This is a genomic window from Ruegeria sp. HKCCD4315 (genome assembly GCF_013112245.1).
GTDB lineage: Bacteria > Pseudomonadota > Alphaproteobacteria > Rhodobacterales > Rhodobacteraceae > Ruegeria.
Genome location: NZ_WVRN01000001.1, coordinates 1,949,165 through 1,969,983 on the forward strand (window position 1 = coordinate 1,949,165; position 20,819 = coordinate 1,969,983).

At 57.1% G+C, this 20,819-nt stretch carries 22 protein-coding genes; 13 read left to right on the forward strand and 9 right to left on the reverse strand.

What is annotated here, in order from left to right:
- The first annotated feature begins 66 nt into the window (after positions 1-66).
- Together GS646_RS09740 and lipB are read left to right on the forward strand one after the other, a co-directional pair.
- Positions 67-726, forward strand: coding sequence for a DsbA family oxidoreductase (locus tag GS646_RS09740; RefSeq protein WP_171646801.1), 660 nt, complete (start codon positions 67-69; stop codon positions 724-726).
- Between the two features lie 39 nt (positions 727-765).
- The gene (gene lipB / locus GS646_RS09745) at positions 766-1,422 is read left to right on the forward strand and encodes a lipoyl(octanoyl) transferase LipB (protein WP_171646799.1); all 657 of its coding nucleotides are present in this window, start codon (positions 766-768) and stop codon (positions 1,420-1,422) included.
- Between the two features lie 390 nt (positions 1,423-1,812).
- Here the strand turns inward: lipB and GS646_RS09750 are convergent, their stop codons facing one another.
- A complete protein-coding gene (locus GS646_RS09750; RefSeq protein ID WP_171646797.1) occupies positions 1,813-2,229 on the reverse strand; it encodes an HIT family protein in 417 nt (138 codons plus the stop codon).
- Positions 2,230-2,535: 306 nt separating this feature from the next.
- On the opposite strand from GS646_RS09750, the gene ctaD reads away from it, so the two are divergent.
- From ctaD to GS646_RS09765, 3 genes are all read left to right on the forward strand, one after another.
- Complete coding sequence (gene ctaD / locus GS646_RS09755) at positions 2,536-4,194, forward strand: cytochrome c oxidase subunit I (RefSeq protein WP_171089416.1); 1,659 nt, start codon at positions 2,536-2,538, stop codon at positions 4,192-4,194.
- A 122-nt stretch (positions 4,195-4,316) separates the two neighbouring features.
- The gene (locus tag GS646_RS09760; RefSeq protein ID WP_171182733.1) at positions 4,317-4,916 is read left to right on the forward strand and encodes a 2-hydroxychromene-2-carboxylate isomerase; all 600 of its coding nucleotides are present in this window, start codon (positions 4,317-4,319) and stop codon (positions 4,914-4,916) included.
- 44 nt (positions 4,917-4,960) lie between these two features.
- Positions 4,961-5,452: a DUF2244 domain-containing protein gene (locus tag GS646_RS09765; RefSeq protein ID WP_171182731.1), complete on the forward strand. Its 492-nt coding sequence runs from the start codon at positions 4,961-4,963 to the stop codon at positions 5,450-5,452.
- A gap of 21 nt (positions 5,453-5,473) precedes the next feature.
- On the opposite strand, the gene GS646_RS09770 is transcribed toward GS646_RS09765, so the two are convergent.
- Positions 5,474-5,959 (reverse strand): GatB/YqeY domain-containing protein, encoded by a 486-nt coding sequence (locus GS646_RS09770; protein WP_171089410.1) that lies wholly within the window; start codon positions 5,957-5,959, stop codon positions 5,474-5,476.
- A 183-nt stretch (positions 5,960-6,142) separates the two neighbouring features.
- Here GS646_RS09770 and carA point away from each other — a divergent pair, with 183 nt between their 5' ends.
- Positions 6,143-7,309 (forward strand): glutamine-hydrolyzing carbamoyl-phosphate synthase small subunit, encoded by a 1,167-nt coding sequence (gene carA, locus GS646_RS09775; RefSeq protein ID WP_171182729.1) that lies wholly within the window; start codon positions 6,143-6,145, stop codon positions 7,307-7,309.
- A gap of 82 nt (positions 7,310-7,391) precedes the next feature.
- Positions 7,392-9,269, forward strand: a complete 1,878-nt coding sequence (locus GS646_RS09780; RefSeq protein WP_171646795.1) for a glycosyltransferase family 2 protein — start codon at positions 7,392-7,394, stop codon at positions 9,267-9,269.
- Between the two features lie 3 nt (positions 9,270-9,272).
- Here GS646_RS09780 and GS646_RS09785 read toward each other — a convergent pair whose 3' ends face one another.
- On the reverse strand, positions 9,273-9,920 hold the full coding sequence (locus GS646_RS09785) for a GntR family transcriptional regulator (RefSeq protein ID WP_171089400.1): 648 nt from the start codon (positions 9,918-9,920) through the stop codon (positions 9,273-9,275).
- 100 nt (positions 9,921-10,020) lie between these two features.
- Here GS646_RS09785 and GS646_RS09790 point away from each other — a divergent pair, with 100 nt between their 5' ends.
- From GS646_RS09790 to GS646_RS09800, 3 genes are all read left to right on the forward strand, one after another.
- The gene (locus GS646_RS09790) at positions 10,021-10,665 is read left to right on the forward strand and encodes a pyrimidine 5'-nucleotidase (protein WP_171182726.1); all 645 of its coding nucleotides are present in this window, start codon (positions 10,021-10,023) and stop codon (positions 10,663-10,665) included.
- An 85-nt stretch (positions 10,666-10,750) separates the two neighbouring features.
- The gene (locus GS646_RS09795; protein ID WP_171182724.1) at positions 10,751-10,999 is read left to right on the forward strand and encodes a hypothetical protein; all 249 of its coding nucleotides are present in this window, start codon (positions 10,751-10,753) and stop codon (positions 10,997-10,999) included.
- Between the two features lie 74 nt (positions 11,000-11,073).
- Entirely contained in the window at positions 11,074-12,270 is a 1,197-nt protein-coding gene (locus tag GS646_RS09800; RefSeq protein WP_171182722.1) for a UbiH/UbiF family hydroxylase, read from the forward strand.
- Between the two features lie 12 nt (positions 12,271-12,282).
- Here GS646_RS09800 and GS646_RS09805 read toward each other — a convergent pair whose 3' ends face one another.
- Positions 12,283-13,410, reverse strand: coding sequence for an aminotransferase class V-fold PLP-dependent enzyme (locus GS646_RS09805; RefSeq protein ID WP_171089395.1), 1,128 nt, complete (start codon positions 13,408-13,410; stop codon positions 12,283-12,285).
- Between the two features lie 234 nt (positions 13,411-13,644).
- Between GS646_RS09805 and GS646_RS09810 the strand changes: the two genes are divergently transcribed.
- Positions 13,645-14,346: a GntR family transcriptional regulator gene (locus tag GS646_RS09810; protein ID WP_171182720.1), complete on the forward strand. Its 702-nt coding sequence runs from the start codon at positions 13,645-13,647 to the stop codon at positions 14,344-14,346.
- 6 nt (positions 14,347-14,352) lie between these two features.
- Here the strand turns inward: GS646_RS09810 and GS646_RS09815 are convergent, their stop codons facing one another.
- Entirely contained in the window at positions 14,353-14,811 is a 459-nt protein-coding gene (locus GS646_RS09815) for an Lrp/AsnC family transcriptional regulator (protein WP_171182719.1), read from the reverse strand.
- Positions 14,808-15,263 carry an Lrp/AsnC family transcriptional regulator gene (locus GS646_RS09820; RefSeq protein WP_171182717.1) on the reverse strand — a complete coding sequence of 152 codons (456 nt, stop codon included), beginning with the start codon at positions 15,261-15,263 and terminating at the stop codon, positions 14,808-14,810. Before GS646_RS09820 ends, GS646_RS09815 begins: the two co-directional genes overlap by 4 nt.
- Before the next feature lie 131 nt (positions 15,264-15,394).
- Between GS646_RS09820 and ilvC the strand changes: the two genes are divergently transcribed.
- Both ilvC and GS646_RS09830 read left to right on the forward strand, forming a co-directional pair.
- The gene (gene ilvC / locus GS646_RS09825; RefSeq protein WP_039534886.1) at positions 15,395-16,417 is read left to right on the forward strand and encodes a ketol-acid reductoisomerase; all 1,023 of its coding nucleotides are present in this window, start codon (positions 15,395-15,397) and stop codon (positions 16,415-16,417) included.
- A gap of 134 nt (positions 16,418-16,551) precedes the next feature.
- Entirely contained in the window at positions 16,552-17,454 is a 903-nt protein-coding gene (locus GS646_RS09830; protein WP_171646792.1) for a DMT family transporter, read from the forward strand.
- Here GS646_RS09830 and glmM read toward each other — a convergent pair.
- The 3 genes from glmM to GS646_RS09845 are packed head-to-tail and all read right to left on the reverse strand — an operon-like array spanning position 17,451 to position 20,743.
- Positions 17,451-18,794, reverse strand: a complete 1,344-nt coding sequence (gene glmM, locus GS646_RS09835) for a phosphoglucosamine mutase (RefSeq protein ID WP_171182713.1) — start codon at positions 18,792-18,794, stop codon at positions 17,451-17,453. The genes GS646_RS09830 and glmM overlap by 4 nt on opposite strands.
- A 33-nt stretch (positions 18,795-18,827) precedes the next feature.
- Positions 18,828-19,826: a dihydropteroate synthase gene (gene folP, locus GS646_RS09840; RefSeq protein ID WP_371732066.1), complete on the reverse strand. Its 999-nt coding sequence runs from the start codon at positions 19,824-19,826 to the stop codon at positions 18,828-18,830.
- Positions 19,823-20,743 (reverse strand): dihydroneopterin aldolase, encoded by a 921-nt coding sequence (locus GS646_RS09845; RefSeq protein WP_171646790.1) that lies wholly within the window; start codon positions 20,741-20,743, stop codon positions 19,823-19,825. Before GS646_RS09845 ends, folP begins: the two co-directional genes overlap by 4 nt.
- Between the last annotated feature and the right edge of the window lie 76 nt (positions 20,744-20,819).

The window sequence follows — 20,819 nt, forward strand, 5'->3', positions numbered from 1 at the left end:
AATTACCGCGCAGCAGACCTATCTAGCTGAATGATCACCACACATCCGATCTGACAGGAACCCGAAATGACCTCAACCGAGAACCGCCCTATTGTACAGATCGACATCGTTTCAGACGTGGTTTGCCCGTGGTGCATTGTTGGCTTCAAACAATTGGACACGGCCTTGCAGCAAATGAGTGTTTTGGCCCGGCTGCGCTGGCATCCGTTCGAGTTGAACCCGAATATGCCACGCGAAGGTCAAAACCTGCGCGACCATATCATGGAGAAATACGGAACCACCGCCGAACAAAGCCAGCAAGCGCGGGACAGGCTCACGTCGATTGGCGCAGAGTTGGGGTTTACGTTCAACTTCGGCGACGAAAGCCGGATGGTGAATACGTTTGCCGCACATCAGTTGCTGGATTGGGCAGAAGGGCAAGGTCGACAACACCCGCTGAAACTTGCCCTATTTGATGCGTACTTTACCCGGCAGAAGGACGTCTCGGACACTGAGGTCTTGCTGGATGCCGTTCGATCAGTCGGGCTTGATGCGGAAGCTGCTCGGCAAGCGCTTGAAAGTGGCAAACACACGGGCCCCGTTCGCGAGAAACAGCAATTCTGGACCAGCCGAGGTATTTCCGGCGTACCGTCCATGGTGTTTGGCGGAAAATACCTGCTGACTGGGGCGCAAGGGACCGAAACCTATGCGCAAGTCTTGCAACGATGCCTGTCCGAGGCCGCCTGACCCCTTCCCCTGACCGCTATGGGCGGATATGAGGCCGGCATGGAATGGAAAATCACCGATGGTCTGACCAGCTATGACGACGCCGTGGCCTTCATGGAGGCCCGCGTCGCAGGGATCGCGCGTGGCGACGCTGAAGAATGCGTTTGGCTGCTGGAACATCCGCCCCTTTACACCGCAGGCACCTCAGCCAAGATTGAGGACCTGACCGATCCTGACCGGTTTCCGGTCTATGAAAGCAAGCGCGGCGGCGAATACACTTATCACGGGCCCGGTCAGCGTGTGGCCTATGTCATGCTGGATCTCAACAGGCGTGGACGCGATGTACGCCAGTTTGTGAAGCAGTTGGAGACTTGGGTGATCTCGGCGCTGGCTGAATTCAATGTACACGGTGAGATTCGCGACGGGCGCGTTGGTGTTTGGGTCCGCCGCGATGACAAGCCGCTGACAGTGACCGGCAAGCCAGCAGAAGATAAGATCGCGGCCATCGGCCTGCGCCTGCGCAAATGGGTCAGCTTTCACGGCATCTCGGTTAACGTGGAACCGGATCTGGAGCATTTCTCAGGCATCGTGCCGTGTGGCATAACTGAGTATGGCGTGACCTCTCTGGTTGATCTGGGGCTTCCCGTCACTATGGCTGATCTTGATGCAGCTTTGGAGAAGACGTTTACTGAGGTCTTTGGCTCAAAAGACGCGTGAAAACCCCATCGAACCGCAAGGCGAATCGGTGTTAGCGCGCAAGTATCAGAACAATATGCTCAGGCGAATGGCTCTGTTTCCGAAGCCTTACGCAATTAACCCTGAATGCCCTGGGTTTATCAGTTTCTTCAGCTAATTTTTAACTCTTTTAGATACAAAGGGACCGTTAACGAGTAATATGAAACTGCCAATCAAGAGTGAGTGGTATGTTAACCGGTGATCCAGGGCTCGCCCTCGAAATCCGAGAAGTGTTTGGTTACGAGTCTGCCGTTCCGACCCCAAATCGGAACGGCAATTCTCTTTCCCCTGCCTGATAGACGACTGAACTTCGCGCCCCTTTAAAGAGTGCTGGTCAAAAATCCGTCGCAGGCGTAAAACTGAAACCCAGCTTTACAAAGCAGCTTTGATCTTTTCGGCGTGCTGCGCGATCTGTTCGAAGTCGCCCATGTTCCCCGGCGGGCGCATCGACACGCCTTCGTGACGCGGCAGAACGTGAAAATGAAGGTGGAAGACCTCTTGCCCGCCTGCCGCTTCATTGAACTGTTGGATCGTCACCCCATCCGCATCAAATGCCGCCTTGGCGGCCTGCGCCATTTTTTGAACGGTATTCATCACCGCCGCCAGTTGCTCGGGCGTGGCATCCAGAACATTGCGACATGGGGTTTTCGGAATCACAAGCAAATGACCATCGGATCGCGGCATGATGTCCATAAACGCCAGCGTCTCGTCATCCTCGTACACACGGGTCGAGGGGATCTCATTGCGCAGGATTTTGGCAAAGATGTTGTCTGGATCGTAGTCAGCCATATTCAGTCTCCGGATTGCGGGTGTCGGCGTAGTTCTGAGACGCCAGTTCATGACGGTCAAGGCGGATATCTGCCAAGCGCCTGTTTCAACCCGGTGCTTATGGCTTGAAAACCGGGCGAGCATCCCCAGATAGATGCCGTTCGAGGCCTGAAAATCGCGGGGCAGCCCCCTGCCCGCGACAATTAATCTTGATCCAGATCAAACTCGGCCATTGAAGGTGCTCTCTTCGCAATCTAAAACCAGCAGGAATCCCGCGCGTTGGAGAGGTCCGACTGCGCGGTGTAGTTGCAACAGGAGGCACCTATAATGGCAGACGCAGCCATTCATGGTCACGACCATGAAGACGAGCGCAGCTTTTTCCAGCGCTGGTTCATGTCGACCAACCACAAGGACATCGGGATTCTGTACCTGATCGTTTCGGCCCTGGCCGGTCTGATCTCGGTGGCGATGACCGTTTACATGCGGCTCGAGCTGATGCACCCGGGCGTTCAGTACATGTGTCTGGAAGGCTTCATGGCCGACCCATGTACCCCCAACGGGCATCTGTGGAACGTTATGATCACCTATCACGGTGTTCTGATGATGTTCTTCGTGGTCATTCCCGCCCTGTTCGGCGGATTTGGCAACTATTTCATGCCGTTGCAGATTGGCGCGCCGGATATGGCTTTCCCGCGGATGAACAACCTGTCCTTCTGGCTGTATGTCGCCGGTACGTCGCTGGGTGTGGCCTCGCTGCTCAGCCCCGGCGGTAACGACCAGCTTGGTTCGGGCGTCGGCTGGGTTCTGTATCCGCCGCTGTCCACGACCGAGGGCGGCATGTCCATGGACCTTGCGATCTTTGCCGTGCACGTATCGGGCGCCTCCTCGATCCTCGGCGCGATCAACATGATCACCACCTTTCTGAACATGCGTGCCCCGGGCATGACCCTGTTCAAGGTGCCGCTGTTCAGCTGGTCGATCTTCGTCACGTCGTGGCTGATTCTGCTGTCGCTGCCGGTTCTGGCAGGCGCGATCACCATGTTGCTGATGGACCGCAACTTCGGCTTCACCTTCTTTGACCCGGCCGGTGGTGGTGACCCGATCCTGTATCAGCACATTCTGTGGTTCTTCGGCCACCCAGAAGTGTACATCGTGATCCTGCCCGGCTTTGGCATCATCAGCCACGTCATTGCGACCTTCGCGCGCAAGCCGATCTTCGGCTACCTGCCGATGGTCTGGGCGATCATCGCGATTGGTGTTCTGGGCTTCGTCGTGTGGGCGCACCACATGTACACCGTTGGCATGTCGCTGCGTCAGCAGGCTTATTTCATGCTGGCCACGATGGTCATCGCGGTTCCGACAGGCGTTAAGGTCTTCTCGTGGATTGCGACCATGTGGGGCGGCTCGATCGAGTTCAAAACTCCGATGCTGTTTGCCTTTGGCTTCCTTTTCCTGTTCACCGTTGGTGGTGTGACCGGTGTGGTTCTGTCGCAGGCTGGTGTCGACCGTGCCTATCACGACACCTACTACGTCGTGGCCCACTTCCACTACGTGATGAGCTTGGGTGCTGTCTTCGCGATCTTCGCTGGCGTGTACTTCTACTTCTCGAAGATGACAGGCCGTCAGTATTCCGAGTTCTGGGGCAAGGTTCACTTCTGGATGTTCTTCATTGGCGCCAACCTGACCTTCTTCCCGCAGCACTTCCTGGGCCGTCAAGGCATGCCGCGCCGCTACATCGACTACCCCGAGGCATTCGCCCAGTGGAACTTCGTATCGTCGATTGGTGCGTTCATCTCGTTCGCCTCGTTCCTGCTGTTCTTCGGCATTGTGTTCTACGCCCTGTTCCGTGGCGCGAAAGAGACGCGTCCGAACCCGTGGAACGAATACGCCGACACACTGGAATGGACCCTGCCCTCGCCGCCGCCCGAACACACGTTCGAGCAGCTGCCCAAGCAGGAAGACTGGGACAAGGGCCACGCGCACTAACCCCAACATGATCCAAAGAAACCCCGCCCAAGTGGCGGGGTTTTTCTTTGCGCGTGCTTCACGTTCGCCAATTGCAGCAAAATCAGGTATCATATGCAGGCAAGACAGCCGGAGGGTCGTCTATGCCTGAAATCGACTTTTGGTACTCTATCGGCAGCACCTATACCTACCTCACCGTGATGCGTTTGGATGAGTGGTGTGCCGAACACGACGCCACCGTAAACTGGCGCCCCTTCAACGTGCGCACTGTCATGTCGGCCCAGCAGAACGTTCCCTTTGCAGGCAAACCCGTGAAATCAGCCTATATGTGGCGCGACATTGAGCGGCGCTGTGCCAAGTACCACATTCATGCCAAACTGCCCGCGCCCTACCCGGTCTCAGACTTGGCTTTGGCCAATCAGGTCGCCGTTCTGGGAATGAAAGAAGGATGGGGCAAATCCTTTACCCAGGCTTTGTACCGCATCTGGTTCGAGGAAGGTATCGAAGCCGGAAGCGAAAGCGCCCTGTCCGAGGCCTTGTTGCGCTGCCAGCAAGACCCTCGTCTGGCGCTGGGACGAGCCCGCAGCGCAGACGTCATTGCAACGCTTGAGGCTGAAACTGAAACGGCCGTGAAACTGGGTGTATTTGGCGCGCCAAGCTTTGTTGTCCGGCAAGAAGTGTTCTGGGGAGATGACCGTTTGGACGATGCCCTGTCCTGGGCCCGTGTCGGGCACGTCATCTGATCAAAACCCGTCGACACAAGAACGTCCTGCGCTATGTTCGCGATATGCCGTATACATGGAATCAGACGTCCGAAACGGAACAAGAACTGCGCCTGTGGCCGCACAACTCTCTGCCTCCGCGCGGAGCTATGATCACTATACTTTCTGTGTTCCTGTTTGGCCTGATCCCCTTGCTGGCCATGCTGGGGTCCGTGGTTCTGTGGGGGTTGTTACCCTTTCTTCTGATCACGGTATTTGGCCTTTGGTTGGCCATTCAGACCAACTATCGCGCACGCAGCGTTTTCGAGGTTTTGACACTGTCTGATACGCAAGCGCATCTGGTGCACTACACACCCGGCAAAGACCAGCAGGAATGGTCCTGCAACCGCTTTTGGGCAAGGACGGAAATGCATGAGAAAGGTGGCCCCGTCCCCCACTATGTCACGCTTGTCGGTGACGGGCGAGAGGTCGAGATCGGTTCGTTTTTATCGGAAGATGAGCGGATAACGCTTTATGACGAACTCAGCACAAGACTGCGCGAACCGGTCGCGCAGTAGGTCATCGTTCATTTTGATGTCTCAGCAGTTGCCATTCGATGCGGCGCAGAGGTGATCTTTGACCATCGGGCCAACTTTGCCAAAATCCATCTGTCCGGTGTAACGAGTCTTCAACTCACCCATGACTTTGCCCATGTCTCGGATGGATCCGGCCCCGGTTGCGGTGATCGCAGTCTGAATCGCCTTTGACACCTCGTCATCATCCAGCTGCTTGGGCAGAAATTCCTCAATGACCGCAACTTCCTGCATCTCGCGTTCGGCCAGATCCAAACGACCGCCTTCTTCATAGGCACGCGCGCTTTCTTTGCGTTGCTTGGTCATTTTACCAAGGATTTCAAGCACCTCAGCGTCACCGCAGCCTTTGACTTCTTCGTTGTCCAAGGCGCGCGCCGCGATATCGCGGTCCTTGATGGCCGCGTTGATCAACCGCAACGTCGACAGACGCTCGGCTGCTTTGTCCTTCATTGCTTGCTTCAGGGCGGCATTCACCCGTGATCGCATGTCCATTTGGTTTGTCCATCCCCATGACAACGGAACCCCGACCATATCTAAACAAAAAGCCTGACACAACAGGGAGTGAATACCCCTAAGTCATTGAAAAACAACAATAGCCAAAAATTTGAACAGACTTGACCCAAGCGCCCAACCCCCTTAGGTATGCGCCGGTTTACCTTGCAGGAGAGTCGCGCCATGGCCCAGAACGCCCCGTCCAAGCCCACCGCATGTCTGGCATTGGCCGATGGGACATTGTTTTACGGCATAGGCTTCGGTGCCACCGGACAAACAGTGGCCGAGTTGTGCTTTAACACAGCCATGACCGGGTATCAGGAAATCATGACCGACCCATCTTATGCCGGTCAGATCGTGACATTCACCTTCCCGCATATCGGCAATGTCGGCGTGAACCCTGAAGATGACGAAACCAATGATCCGGTTGCTGCAGGCATGGTCGTTAAATGGGACCCGACCGAGCCTTCGAACTGGCGTTCAGCCGAAGAGCTTAAAGGCTGGCTGGCCCGTCGCGGCCGCATCGCAATCGGCGGCGTCGACACCCGTCGCCTGACGCGTGCCATCCGCCAACAAGGCGCACCTCATGTCGCGTTGGCCCATGACCCCGAGGGCAATTTTGACATCGAAGCGCTGGTGGCAGCCGCACGTGGATTTGCCGGCCTGGAGGGCATGGACCTGGCCAAGGACGTAACCTGTGCTCAAAGCTATCGCTGGGACGAAATGCGTTGGGCCTGGCCTGACGGGTACACGCGTCAGGAAGCCCCTGCGCACAAGGTTGTGGCCGTCGATTACGGTGCGAAACGCAACATTCTGCGCTGCCTTGCGTCTGCGGGATGTGATGTGACGGTTCTACCTGCAACGGCAACTGCTGCCGAAGTGCTGGCCCACCAGCCCGATGGTGTGTTCCTGTCAAACGGTCCCGGTGATCCGGCGGCGACCGGGGAATACGCCGTACCGATGATCAAAGAGATTCTGGACACCACAGATCTGCCTGTTTTCGGTATCTGCCTTGGCCACCAGATGCTAGCGCTGGCCTTGGGCGGCCAGACGGTCAAGATGAACCACGGCCACCACGGCGCAAACCACCCGGTCAAGGATCTGGACACCGGCAAAGTTGAGATCACATCGATGAACCACGGCTTTGCAGTTGATGCTCAGTCCCTGCCAGACGGCGTTGTAGAGACCCACCGGTCGCTGTTTGACGGCTCGAACTGCGGTATCCGCATGACAGACCGGCCTGTTTATTCGGTTCAGTATCACCCGGAAGCGTCCCCCGGACCTCAGGACAGTTTCTATCTGTTTGAGCGCTTCGCCGACGCCATGGAAAAGAAAAAGCAAAGCGCATAACACTCAAACTGTGCAGTGTTAACGGCACGTTAACCTTGATTGAACAACCCTGAGCACGGGTAACTGTGCCAGGGTTCTTTTTATGATTGAGCTAAATCTCCAAAATTTCACAACCGCGTCTCCAATCCCAGCCCCCGGATTTCGAAAACCGCTGGGCACCTGTCTGGTAGAAGGCGGAACTCTGACACAGTCGGAACTTGACCACGCCTTGCATTTGCAATCCCAGCAAAACGCGCCTTTGGGCGAAATTTTGGTGAGTGAAGGGTTTGCCACCAGGCAAGACGTCCTGAACGCCTTGTCTGTCCAGTCCGGTTGGCAGATTGCGGACTTGGAACAGATCCCGCCTATGCCGGGGCTGTGCGACCTGAAACCGGTAGGTTTTTGGTTGAAACACAACGTGATTCCGTGGATGCGGGTTGGCCCGCTCCTGTTGGTTGCGACCGCGCGTCCGGATCGGTTTCCAGCTGTCACAAACAACATGCGGGATTGCGACTACACGATCATTCCAGTTCTTGCGGCTTCTGATCAGATCGACCGCACTATTGCCCGACAGTTTTCACGCCCTTTGGCCGAGGCTGCAGAAACACGGGTTGATGCGGATCAAAGTTGCCGCAACTGGACGATTGGGTCGCGCATCGTACCGTCTGTTTCAGCGCTTGGAATTATTGCGTTGTTTTTTGCTTTCCCGTGGTTTGGGATGGCGACCCTGCTTGCCGCGGCTGTGGGAACTTTAATTCTCTTTGCTGTTCTTCGCCTTGCCGGTACTTTTGCCTATTTGCGCCACAGCTTTCGTCAGAAGCCAGAAGCGTCTGATGCAGCCATCCCGTTACGCCAGCCCTGCGTCTCAATCATGGTGCCACTGTACAAAGAGCGCGAGATTGCGAATGCGCTTGTGCACCGGTTGAAACGACTGACCTACCCCAAGGCGCTTCTGGACGTCATCTTGGTCCTGGAAGAAAAGGACGAAGTCACGCGCGCAACTCTGGCGCAAGTGGATCTGCCCAGTTGGATGCGGATCGTCGAGGTGCCCGAATTGGGCAGGCTGACCACCAAACCACGTGCCATGAACTATGCTTTGGACTTTTGCCGAGGCGACTATGTTGGCGTCTGGGATGCCGAAGACGCGCCGCAACCGGATCAGATCGAACGGGTGGTCGCACATTTCACGCTGGCCGCTCCGCAGGTCGTGTGTCTTCAGGGCAGCCTTGACTACTACAACCCGCGCACAAACTGGCGCTCTCGCTGCTTCACCATCGAATACAACAGTTGGTTTCGCATCATCCTGCCGGGAATTGCGCGTATGGGACTTGTCGTTCCACTGGGTGGGACCACCTTTTTCTTTCGTCGAGACAAGCTGTTGGAATTGGGCGGCTGGGATGCCCACAACGTGACCGAAGATGCCGATCTTGGCGTGCGGCTGTGCCGGGCCGGATACCGGACCGAACTGGTGGACACCACAACTTATGAAGAAGCAAATTTTCGCGCCTGGCCTTGGGTGAAGCAGCGTTCACGCTGGCTCAAGGGTTTCATGGTAACGTATCTCGTGCACATGCGATCCCCTCAGAAACTGCTGCGCGATCTGGGTGTCGCGCAGTTTCTAGGGTTTCAGGCGTTTTTTCTGGGCACGTTGGGGCAATTCTTACTGGCCCCTGTGTTATGGCTTTTCTGGCTGTCGACGCTGGGTTTGGTTAATCCAATGGCGCAAGTTGTTCCACAACAGGTAGCTACCGCACTTATAATTCTGTTTTTGACAACCGAGGCGCTGAGTGTTTGCGTCGGATGCATTGCCGTCTGGGCGCGCGAGCGGCGGTTTTTGTTGCCCTGGGTTCCAACCATGGCTCTGTACTACCCGTTGGGCGTGGTTGCCGCCTACAAAGCTTTGTGGGAACTGGCGACGAATCCCTTCTTCTGGGACAAAACCCAACATGGGCAAGCCAGCGAAGATCAGCCGCTGGCCTGATACTTATTTGTCGCGCAGGCTTGCATCCTGTTTCAGTCGCGTCATGAACGCGATCGAGATATGGTCCTTCAGTGCCCGTGCTGCGGCCTCTTCATCCCTTGCGGCAATGGCTTCGACAATGCCCTTATGTTCACTTTGGGCGATTTCTCCACGCCCCTGCACCGCCAGTGAGGTCGTTGCCATCAGAGCCATTGTCCGGTGCACAAGATCAAGTTGCTGCACCAGATAGCGGTTATGAGATGCCAGATGGATCTGCTCATGAAAGCGCCGGTTCGCGCGCGACAAGGCTGATGGGTCATCAACCAGTTTGTCGTCTTCGATGACCATCTCCTGCAGAACCTTGATCTCTTCTTCGGTCGCATGTTTGGCCGCGAGGCTCGCAGCCAACCCCTCCAGTTCCCGACGTACGATATACAGCTCAGCCATCTGGTTGTGATCCAGCGAGGCAACAATCAGCGACCGCCCGTCCCGTTCCAGCAGTGACTGTGTCTCAAGCCGCTGCAGCGCTTCGCGGATCGGCGTCCGTGACACTCCGAACCGTTCGGCCAGCTCGCTTTCCACCAGACGATCACCGGGCTTGTAGACACCCACATCGATAGCTTCGAGTATCAGGCTGTAGGCATCCTTGGTGGGGGATCGGGTCTGGCTCATGGGGTTCATTATCTCCTCGTTCGGACATGTCTATCCGTCCAAAGGGGGAACGATCAAGTAGAGCATTGAAAACATCGCGCCCGCGCCCTACACCCTGCTTATGGTCAAACCGGCTTTTTCTCATGTCACACAGTGGGTGTTCGATCTGGACAATACCCTTTACCCGCCACACATGCGTCTGTTCGATCAGATCGAAGTTCTGATGACGGATTATGTCATGCGGGCCATAGGTGTAGAGCAGGCCGAAGCGGACCGTTTGCGGGCGCATTACTGGCGCGAATACGGCACCACGCTGGCCGGATTGATGGCCGAACATGATCTGGACCCGGACCCGTATCTGCACGCCGTTCATCAAGTGGACATGAGCCATATGGACCCGGATGCGGCCTTGGCCGACCACATTCGCGCCCTGCCCGGGCGACGTATTGTCTATACCAACGGCAGCGCTCCTTACGCCGAACGGGTGCTTGAGGCGCGCGGCCTTTCCGGACTGTTCGATGCAATCTATGGCGTGGAACATGCAGGTTATCGGCCAAAGCCCGAAAAAGCAGCCTTTGAGGCCATCTTTGCCCAGGATGGTATCCAAGCTGAAAAAGCTGCCATGTTCGAGGATGATCCGCGCAATCTGGCGGCGCCGCACGAGATGGGAATGCGGACTGTGCACGTGGCGCCTGACCCGCATGACGCCGATCACATCCACCATCACACGGACGATTTGACGGCGTTTCTGGCCCGCCTGCGATAGGCTGTCACACTGCGACGATCCGCACATTCTGCACCTGCATCCTCGTCCCTATATGCACATCAGCGACGAACAGATGGAGACCTAAATGACCGCGATCGAGATGACCGGCCGCCTGCCGATGTGGCAGCGCCTTTTCTTTGCAATCCCTGTATTCGGGTGGCTGGCCCGCGATGCGGTCAATGGCAAGGCCGAAGATCTGTATTACACCGCCGGTGCGATTTTCAGCATGTGGGGCTGTTCCATCATGTTGTTCGGCCTGCCCGGTCTCTTCATACCTGCCCTGATGATGGTGCCGGTGATGTTTTTGATTCTCGTCCTGATTTCGCGGGGCTGAGGCACGGGACAGGATGTCACTTGGCGCTTGGGGTCGAACCGAACTAGGTTCTGCCCAAACCGATGAGAGGCGCCATGACTGACAGCTGTGACATCCTGATTTCCGGCGGTGGCATCGCCGGCCTGACCGCAGCAGCGGTTTTCGGAACAGCAGGCTTTGACGTGATCTGCGTGGACCCGACCCCTCCGATCACTGAGCGGGATGTGGACGGTTCAGACCTGCGCACCACCGCCTTTCTGCAGCCTGCGCACGGATTGCTCGAACAGTGCGGGCTTTGGGCGCGTCTGGACGCCCATGCAGCGCCTTTGCAAATCATGCGTATCGTAGACGCAGGCGGAGACGTGCCCGAACCGCGCGTTGTACGCGATTTCAATGCCGCCGACATTTCCGATCAGCCCTTTGGCTGGAACCTGCCCAACTGGCTTCTGCGCCGGGAAATGGTGGCGCGACTGGCAGACTTTCCCAATGTCGATTTCCGCCCCGACACAGCTACAACCAGCCTGTTCACGCGGACCGCCGAAGCCCGCGTTGGGCTGAGCGATGGCAGCCGCGTCCGGTGTAAACTGGTTCTCGCAGCCGATGGCCGCAATTCACCGATGCGAGAGGCCGCAGGAATATCGGTTCACACAACACGGTACGGGCAAAAAGCGCTGGCTTTTGCGGTGACCCACCCCATTCCACACGACAACGTCTCGACTGAAATTCACAGATCCGGTGGGCCGTTCACGCTAGTCCCCTTACCCGATTGGCAGGGACAGCCATCCTCGGCCATTGTCTGGATGGAGCGTGGTCCGAAGGCCATCGACCTTCTGAACCTCGAGCCTGAAGCATTTGAGGCCGCTATGACCGAACGGTCCTGCGGGTTGTTTGGCCCATTGAAGCTGGCGTCGCGCCGGACGATCTGGCCGATCATCAGCCAGTCGGCGGAACGATTGTCTGGCGAACGCATTGCCATAATGGCCGAGGCCGCGCATGTTGTGCCGCCGATTGGCGCTCAGGGGTTGAACATGTCTTTGGGTGATCTGCGCTGCCTGATGGATCTGGCGCAAGCCCGCCCCGAAGGGCTGGGCGATGCTCAGATGCTGGACGCTTATCACAAGGCCCGCCATACCGAGGTCGAAATGCGGGTTAAGGGCATCGACCTGTTGAACCGCGCCTCGATGATCGAGGCGCGTCCGTTGCGCGATGCACGGGCCATGGGGTTGAGCGCGCTCTATTCCCTGCCGCCCGTACGCAAGACGTTGATGCAGATGGGCCTTGGCGTTCGCTAAGGCCCGGTCAGTTTACAGAACCTGATCCAACACCCGTTTCAAACGCGCGATGGTGCCATCCACATCGTAGAGCTTGTCCAGCCCGAACAGACCTAGTCGGAAGGTGCTGAACCCTTCGGGCTCATCACATTGCAGGGGCACGCCAGCAGCAATCTGCATCCCCAACGCCGCAAATTTCTTGCCGTTCTGAATGTCGGGGTCCGAAGTATAGCTGACGACAACGCCGGGCGCGCCAAAACCATCTGCAGCTACTGAAACGATGCCTTTGTCCTTCAACATGGACCGCACACCGTCACCCAGTGCCCATTGCGCCTCACGCAGTTTCTCGAACCCGTAATCTTTGGTCTCTGCCATGGTATCGCGGAAGGCCAACAACGCGTCGGTCGGCATCGTTGCGTGATAAGCATGACCGCCATTTTCATAGGCCTGCATGATCTGACGCCACTTTTTCAGATCCACTGCAAAACTGTCGGAGTCTGTTTCCTGTAAACGAGCTTCGCCCCGCTCGGATAGCATGACAAGGCCAGCACAAGGCGATGCGCTCCACCCTTTCTGGGGGGCAGAAATCAGAACATCGACGCCTGTCGCCCGCATATCCACCCAAGCGCACCCAGATGCGATACAATCCAACACCATCAGCGCACCAACCTCATGCGCGGCCGCTGCCAAAGCGGTCACATAATCATCAGGCAAAATCACACCGGCAGATGTTTCAACATGCGGGGCAAACACGACGCCCGGTTTTTGCGACCGAATGGCTTCGACAACCTCTTCAATGGGGGCTGGCGCAAAGGGCGACGGGCTGGAGTTGCCTGTCTGACGGGCCTTCATAACTGTAGCGCTTTGCGTCAGGGATCCGCTTTCGATGATCTGGCTCCACCGGTACGAGAACCACCCGTTCCGAACCACCAAAACATCCGCCCCCCGCGCAAACTGACGGGCTACGGCCTCCATAGCATAGGTGCCACCGCCGGGAATGACAGCGACGCCTTCAGCGTTATACACCTCTTTCAACATGTCCGAGATGTCCCGCATGACCTGTTGGAATTTCTGCGACATGTGGTTCAGCGAGCGGTCGGTGAACACCACCGAAAACTCTTCAAGTCCGTTCGGGTCAACGGTATCCAATAACGCTGGCATTCCTCATCCTTTCCAAAAACGTTTTCGAGAACCTGATCTCTTTGCCAGCCTCCGTAAAGCACTTTCGCGACAAAAAAGGTGACGCAACGGCATGCTGCGCTTAATCACAAATGCTGCGCCAGATCCTGCTGAATCACCCATAAATGACGCCAAGTAGTGTCACCTTCCCCTTTACACTTCTGCTTGCTTCTGAACAGATGCACACACTTTATACTTGAAGGGATAATTCCACCCGTGACTATACAAAAGCGGATAAGCTTCCAGTCCGTTCGAGACGAAGTTAAACGGCGTATTGAAAGCCGCGTCTGGCCACAAGGATCGCTTTTACCAACCGAAACGCAATTGGCCGAAGAGTTCAATTGCGCGCGTGCCACTGTGAACCGCGCCCTAAGGGAATTGGCCGAACAGGGTTTTGTTGAGCGCAAACGTAAAAGCGGAACGCGGGTCAAAAAGGAACCAAGCAAACACGCCAAGCTTGAGTTTTCTCTGGCCCGTCAAATGGTTGAAAGCCAAAACGCGACCTATCGCTATGCTTTGGTCGAGCGTAACGTCGTGGAAAGCCCCGGCTGGTTAGCTTCGCAATTGGATTTGCCCAATGACATGCGCGTTCTGCATGTCACATGTATGCACTACGCGGACAACCGACCGTTTCAGTTGGAAGAGCGCTGGATCAATATCGACGCGGTCCCGGATGTGGAAACCGCTGACCTGAGCGGACACGGGCCGCATGAATGGCTACTGCACGCAGCCCCATTCACCGAGGCAGAAATCGCCTTCTGCGCGATCTCGGCCGACGCAAAACTGGCAGAGTTTATGGGCACCACAACAGGCACCTCCATGATTCAGATGGAACGCACCACGTGGAAAGAGGATAAACCTTTGACGTTCGCCCGTATGACCCACCATCCGGGGTATTGCGTCCGTACAAAATACTGAGGCATCTCAACCAAGCGGTCCGGGCAAGCGTTCTTCGCTCAGCAAAACGTTTGCCTCGACATCCCCTGCACCGGGTAAGGTCATGATCCGGCGCCGCAACACACGTTCAAAATCAGATAAATCCCGTGCGACAACGCGCAGGCGATAATCATATAAGCCCAGAACATGCTCGACGGTCTGCACCTCGGGAATGGCACTTACGGCGCGTTCAAAATCCTCAAGACTGATCTGACCTTTTCGCCCGAGTTTCACACCCAGAAACACCGTTACCCCAAAGCCAAGCGCCTCGGCGTTCAAGCGCAAACGCCGCCCCTTGATGATCCCTGCTTCTTCTAACCGGCGGATACGCCGCCAGGTGGCGGGTTGAGACAATTCAAACCTGCGCCCCAACGCACCCGCGCTTTGTGTCGCGTCCTGTTGCAGAGCGCGCAGCAAGCGGCGGTCAACTTCGTCCAACTCGATCATACCGGCAGCACCTCATCCCGTTTGACCCGCGCGATATGCATCAGCGCTTCGATGTCGGCGATATGAGGTAAGGTCAGAATCCGATCGCGATACAGCTGTTGGTAGTGGTTCATGTCCTTGGCAATGACCGAAAGGCGTACATCCACACGTCCCAGAAAGGTCTGGATCTCAACTACCTCGGCCACATCGCGCGCTTCCTCGGTAAACTCGTCAAAGGCCCGCGCCTGTGTCTTATCCAGCGTGATCCGAAGCGAAACCTCGACCGCATAACCCATGGCGGTCCAATCAATCACGGCCTCTTGTCCTTCGATAATCCCGGCCGCCTGCATCTTTTCGATCCGCCGCCAACAGACCCCGGCGCTGATCCGGCACAGATCAGCCAGTTCTGCTGTTGTCAGGCTTGGCGCGGCCTGAAAATGGCGCAAGATGCGCCGATCAATGTCATCAAGCATGATTTTTTTACTTTTCTTACTCTTTGCGAATTATTCTTCACCTTTTTCACAAATACTCAAGCCCAACGCTATCGCCAAAATACGATCAGGCATGTAAAACCGCCGCAATCTAACCTGAAAGGACCGGCGAAATGCGCGTCTATTACGATCGCGATTGCGATATTAACCTGATCAAAGACAAAAAAGTGGCCATCCTGGGCTATGGCTCGCAAGGTCACGCCCACGCGTTGAACCTGCGTGACTCGGGTGCCAAGAACCTGGTCATCGCCCTGCGCGAAGGCTCGCCTTCGGCCAAGAAAGCTGAAGCGGAAGGTCTGGAAGTCATGGGCATCGCCGAAGCGGCAGCCTGGTGTGACGTCATCATGTTCACCATGCCCGACGAGCTGCAGGCTGAAACCTACAAGAAATACGTCCACGACAACATCAAGCCGGGTGCTGCGATCGCGTTCGCTCACGGCTTGAACGTCCACTTCGGCCTGATCGAGCCGAAAGAAGGCGTCGACGTCATCATGATGGCCCCCAAAGGCCCAGGCCACACCGTACGTGGCGAATACACCAAAGGCGGCGGCGTGCCCTGCCTGGTCGCAGTTGACAATGACGCGACAGGCAAAGCGCTGGAAATCGGCTTGTCCTACTGCTCGGCCATTGGTGGCGGCCGCTCGGGCATCATCGAAACCAACTTCCGCGAAGAATGCGAAACCGACCTGTTCGGCGAACAAGCCGTGCTGTGCGGCGGTCTGGTCGAACTGATCCGCTGCGGCTTTGAAACTCTGGTCGAGGCCGGCTACGCGCCGGAAATGGCCTATTTCGAATGTCTGCACGAAGTGAAGCTGATCGTTGACCTGATCTACGAAGGCGGCATCGCCAACATGGATTACTCGATCTCGAACACTGCCGAATACGGCCAGTATGTCACCGGCCCGCGCATCCTGAAATACGACGAGACCAAAGCGCGCATGAAAGAGGTTCTGAACGACATCCAGCAGGGTAAATTCGTTCGCGACTTCATGCTGGAAAACGCCGTTGGCCAGCCAACCATCAAAGCGTCGCGCCGCGCCAATGACGAGCACATGATCGAAGAAACCGGTGCGAAACTGCGCGGCATGATGCCGTGGATTTCGGCCGGCAAAATGGTCGACAAAGAAAAGAACTAAGTCTGACCTCTGTCAGCACAAGGGCGGCCCGAGTGGTCGCCCTTTTTCGTTTGCACAAAAAAGCGGCGCGGCCCATAAACACCTGGTCAGATTAACCTTTTTTCCGTTTCACGCAGCCGCAGCAGGACGAACAAATGGTGCCACAGCCAACAAAACAGGATTGGAGCGGCGTTTTCACGCTGGGCCTCATCTGGGGCGCGACATTCATGGTCGTTGCCATGGCGATTGAAGGCTATGGCCCGATCACAGTTGCGACCTCTCGGACGACGCTGGGCGCTGTGACCCTGCTGCTTTTGATGTGGGCGACCGGTCGCAAACTGCCGGTTCTGACACCAGCGCTCAGCACTTCGATTGTGCTGATCGGTGTCCTGTCCACAGCCGTTCCATTCATGTTGCTGAGTTGGGGACAGCAATTTGTGCCCTCGGCTTTTGCAGGTCTATCCATGGCCGCAATCCCGTTGATGGTGCTGCCGCTTGCGCATTTCTTCTCGGATGAACCGCTGAACCTGCGCCGCTTTCTGGGGGTGTGCCTTGGGTTCTCAGGCGCATTGGTTTTGATCGGCCCTGGCCTTGCAAAGTTGGGTCAAGGGGCGGAACCGTTGGCACAATTGGCCTGTATTACTGCGGCACTGTGTTACGCCAGTTCTTCTGTGATGACCCGGCGCTGCCCCCCGGTCGATCCCGTGGTGCTGGCGGCCCTGACACTGGTGGTCGGGGCCATACTTCTGTTACCGATCATGCTGCTCACCGAAGGTCTGCCGACGTGGCAAGGACCACGCCCGACAATCGCCTTGATTGTGTTGGGATTGGTCCCAACCGCTTTTGCTACCCTGCTGCGCGTTTCGATCACCCGCAGCGCCGGATCGGTTTTCCTGACATTGGTGAACTATCAGGTTCCAATCTGGTCGATGGTGTTCGGCGCATGGATCCTGTCCGAGGCCCTGCCCCTGCGCTTTTACATTGCCTTGGGCCTGATCCTGACCGGCATGGCGATCAGCCAATGGTTCAGCCTGCGCAAGGTTCTGTTCGGACGTTAACCCGTGGCGGCTTCGACCTCGGCTACGATGCTATCGACGACTTGAGTCAGCAACCCGTCGTCTTCGCACTCGGCCATGACGCGGATCAGCGGTTCGGTCCCGGATTTGCGGATCAGCAGCCGACCCTGCCCGTTCAGTCGCGCTTCGGCATCTGCGATGGCGGCCTGAACACTCTGAACCTCTAGCGGAGTTTGCCCGCTGGTATAGCGCACGTTTTTCAGCAACTGCGGCACCGTTTCAAACTGTTTCGACAAATCCGATGCCTTGCGCCCCGACAAGACCATTTCAGCCAGAAAATGCAGGCCCGCCATAAGCCCGTCACCGGTGGTGGCATAATCGCTCATCACGATATGGCCGGATTGTTCACCGCCCAGGTTGAAACCACCTTCCCGCATCCGCTCGACCACATAGCGGTCGCCGACAGCCGTGCGCTCCAGACGCAACCCCTGCCCTGTCAGATGACGTTCGAGGCCCAGATTGGACATCACCGTCGCTACCAGAGCATCGCCTTTCAACTGATCCGACCTCTTCCAAGCCGTTGCAAGCAACGCCATGAGCTGATCGCCGTCGGCCACTTGACCGGTTTCGTCGACCACAACAACCCGGTCCGCATCGCCATCCAGACAGATACCGACATCTGCACCGTGGGCCACAACCGTTTCTGCGGCCAGTTGCGGCTTTGTGGATCCGCAATTGAGGTTGATGTTCTTTCCGTTAGGCGAAACGCCGACTGGAATGACATCAGCGCCCAGTTCCCACAAAACCTCGGGCGCAGTGCGGTGGGCCGCGCCGTTTGCGCAATCGATGACCACTTTCAGACCATCCAGACTCACGTCACGGGGCAAGGACGATTTCACACGCTCGCCATAGCGAAACCGCGCATCATCGACACGACGCGCCCGGCCGATATTTCGTGCCTGAGCAGGCTGGACGCCTTCGTCGATCAACCGTTCGATCTCGATCTCGGCCTGATCCGACAGCTTATAGCCATCGGGTCCAAAAAACTTGATGCCATTGTCTTCTGCCGGATTATGGCTGGCCGAGATCATGACCCCCAAGTCAGCGCGCATGGACCGCGTCATGAGACCAACGGCAGGCGTTGGTACGGGCCCCAGAAGCAGCACATTCATACCCGTCGAGGTCAGACCAGCCGTCAGCGCGTTTTCCAGCATGTAACCGGACAGACGTGTATCCTTACCGATGACAACCCGGTGCACACCGGTTGCGTCACGGCGAAAGTACCGCCCAACCGCAGCCCCGATGCGCAAGGCCATTTCCGCCGTCATCGGATGCGTGTTGGCGGTGCCCCGCACCCCGTCGGTTCCGAACAGCTTGCGCATACGTGTCACTCCGTGATTTGTCGTGAGACCGGATTACCGGACAGCAGCCCATAGGCGCAAGGCCTGAGAGGTCTCGGCCACGTCGTGCACGCGAACGATTTGCACGCCCTGAGACAATCCTGCCAGCGCCACGGCAATTGATCCCGGCGCGCGCGCAGTCTTGCGTGGCTCTTGCCCGATCGAACCAATGAAACCTTTGCGCGACACGCCCAGCAGGATCGGGCAGCCCAAACCGTGAAAAAGGCTGAGATTGCGCAGCAGGGTCAGATTGTGATCCTCGGTCTTGCCGAAGCCGATGCCGGGATCAATAATGATCAGATCGCGGCTGAGACCCAAATTTTCCAGCAGTGCAATCTGGTTTTCCAGAAAGTCGTACACATCCAGCAAAACATCGTCGTAATGCGGATTGTCCTGCATCGTGGCCGGATCGCCCTGCATGTGCATGACACAAACCGGGGCGCCCTGTGCTGCACAAAACGGTGCCAGATCTGGATCAAAGGTAAAGCCTGAAACATCGTTCACCAACCCGGCCCCGGCATTGCAGGCAGCTTTGGCCACATTGGCCTTGCGCGTGTCGATCGAGATCAGAGCATCCGTTTCAGCCCGGATCGCCTCAATCACAGGGCGTGTGCGGGCGATTTCTGTGTCAGCTGGCACAAAATCAGCGCCGGGGCGGGTAGATTCCCCACCAATATCCAAAATCGTGGCCCCTTGCGCGACCATATCTGCGGCGGCCGTACGCGCGGCTTCTGCCGAGCTGTGGACGCCCCCATCCGAGAAACTGTCCGGCGTGGCATTCAGAATGCCCATGATATGCGGCACCTGCATGTCCAAGCCCGCAATGTTTGCCCGCGCTTGGGTCAAACGGCCCAGATAGTCAGACGGAACCTCTGATACCGCAATAACCTCAGGGTCCGCCCCGCGCCGCAAGGCTTCAACATGGGTGAACCAAAGCGGTTGACCCGCCAGCGGCACGGCGCCTACAGGGCGTACAGGGCCATGCTGAACCATTGGTCTGTAATAGGTGCTCACAGCTGAGCCTGATCCACGGCAACCGCGCGCAAGGGCGTTTTGGGTTCTTTTGGCAATGCGCCGCCGATCACCAGCATTTCGCTGGCTTCAAAGGTTGCTGCGAACCAGGCAGCAAGGGCCACAGCATCAGATGGCGCAGCAGAAGGACCGTCAACCGCATCCAACACAATCTTGGACGGGGCCCAAACACAGATCTGTCCGTTCTTCATCGCCCAATCCAGTTCCGTCCGGGTGGAAACCACCACGCAGCGGTGATCTCGTGCAGCTAGAACCCATGCATTCTGTTCAATAGCCAGCAAATCGATACGGCGCTGCGTCATCGCGTGGCCAGTTTGGGGCGCGTCCAGATCCGACGCCCCGACGCACAGGATCAACGGGCGCTGGCGGTTCTCCAACTGATCGATCCAACCGGTCAGATTGTCCGAGGAAATGGCTTCGTTCGACAGGTAAACTAGACGCGGATGCGGGCGTTCCTCTTCGACCATTTCGTGATGGACCGAGTCCTTCCCACGTACGATTTCAACACCCAAAGCCCCCGGACCGCGATCCAGTTTTTCGATGCGAACAAAGACCCTTACGGCCTGAGGTTCAAGAAGAATGCGCTCCGCCACGCGTTCCGCCAGCGTCTCGAGCAGGTTCAAGCGTTCTGCAGCCAATTCAAAGGCTATGGCTTCGGTGACCCGGTCATAGGACAGGATCCGATCAACGTCGTCGTCAATATCGGCAGTCAGCGGGCGCACCTCGACCACGATGTTAAAGCAAATTCGTTGGGTTGTGCCCCGTTCGGCCTGAAAGGCACCGATTTCGACTTCAACGATGTGATCGCGCAGCGAAATGCGATCCAGCGGTCCTCGGGGAGAAGTCGCCTCGGACCTCTCAGAGGGGTGTGCAAATGCCAGGCGGATTTCAGAACTCATGGGTCAGGCCTTTTCGGGCTCGTTGCAAAGATTGCCTACTATAGGCTTTGCCGGGGCCTATAGCACTCAAACAAGC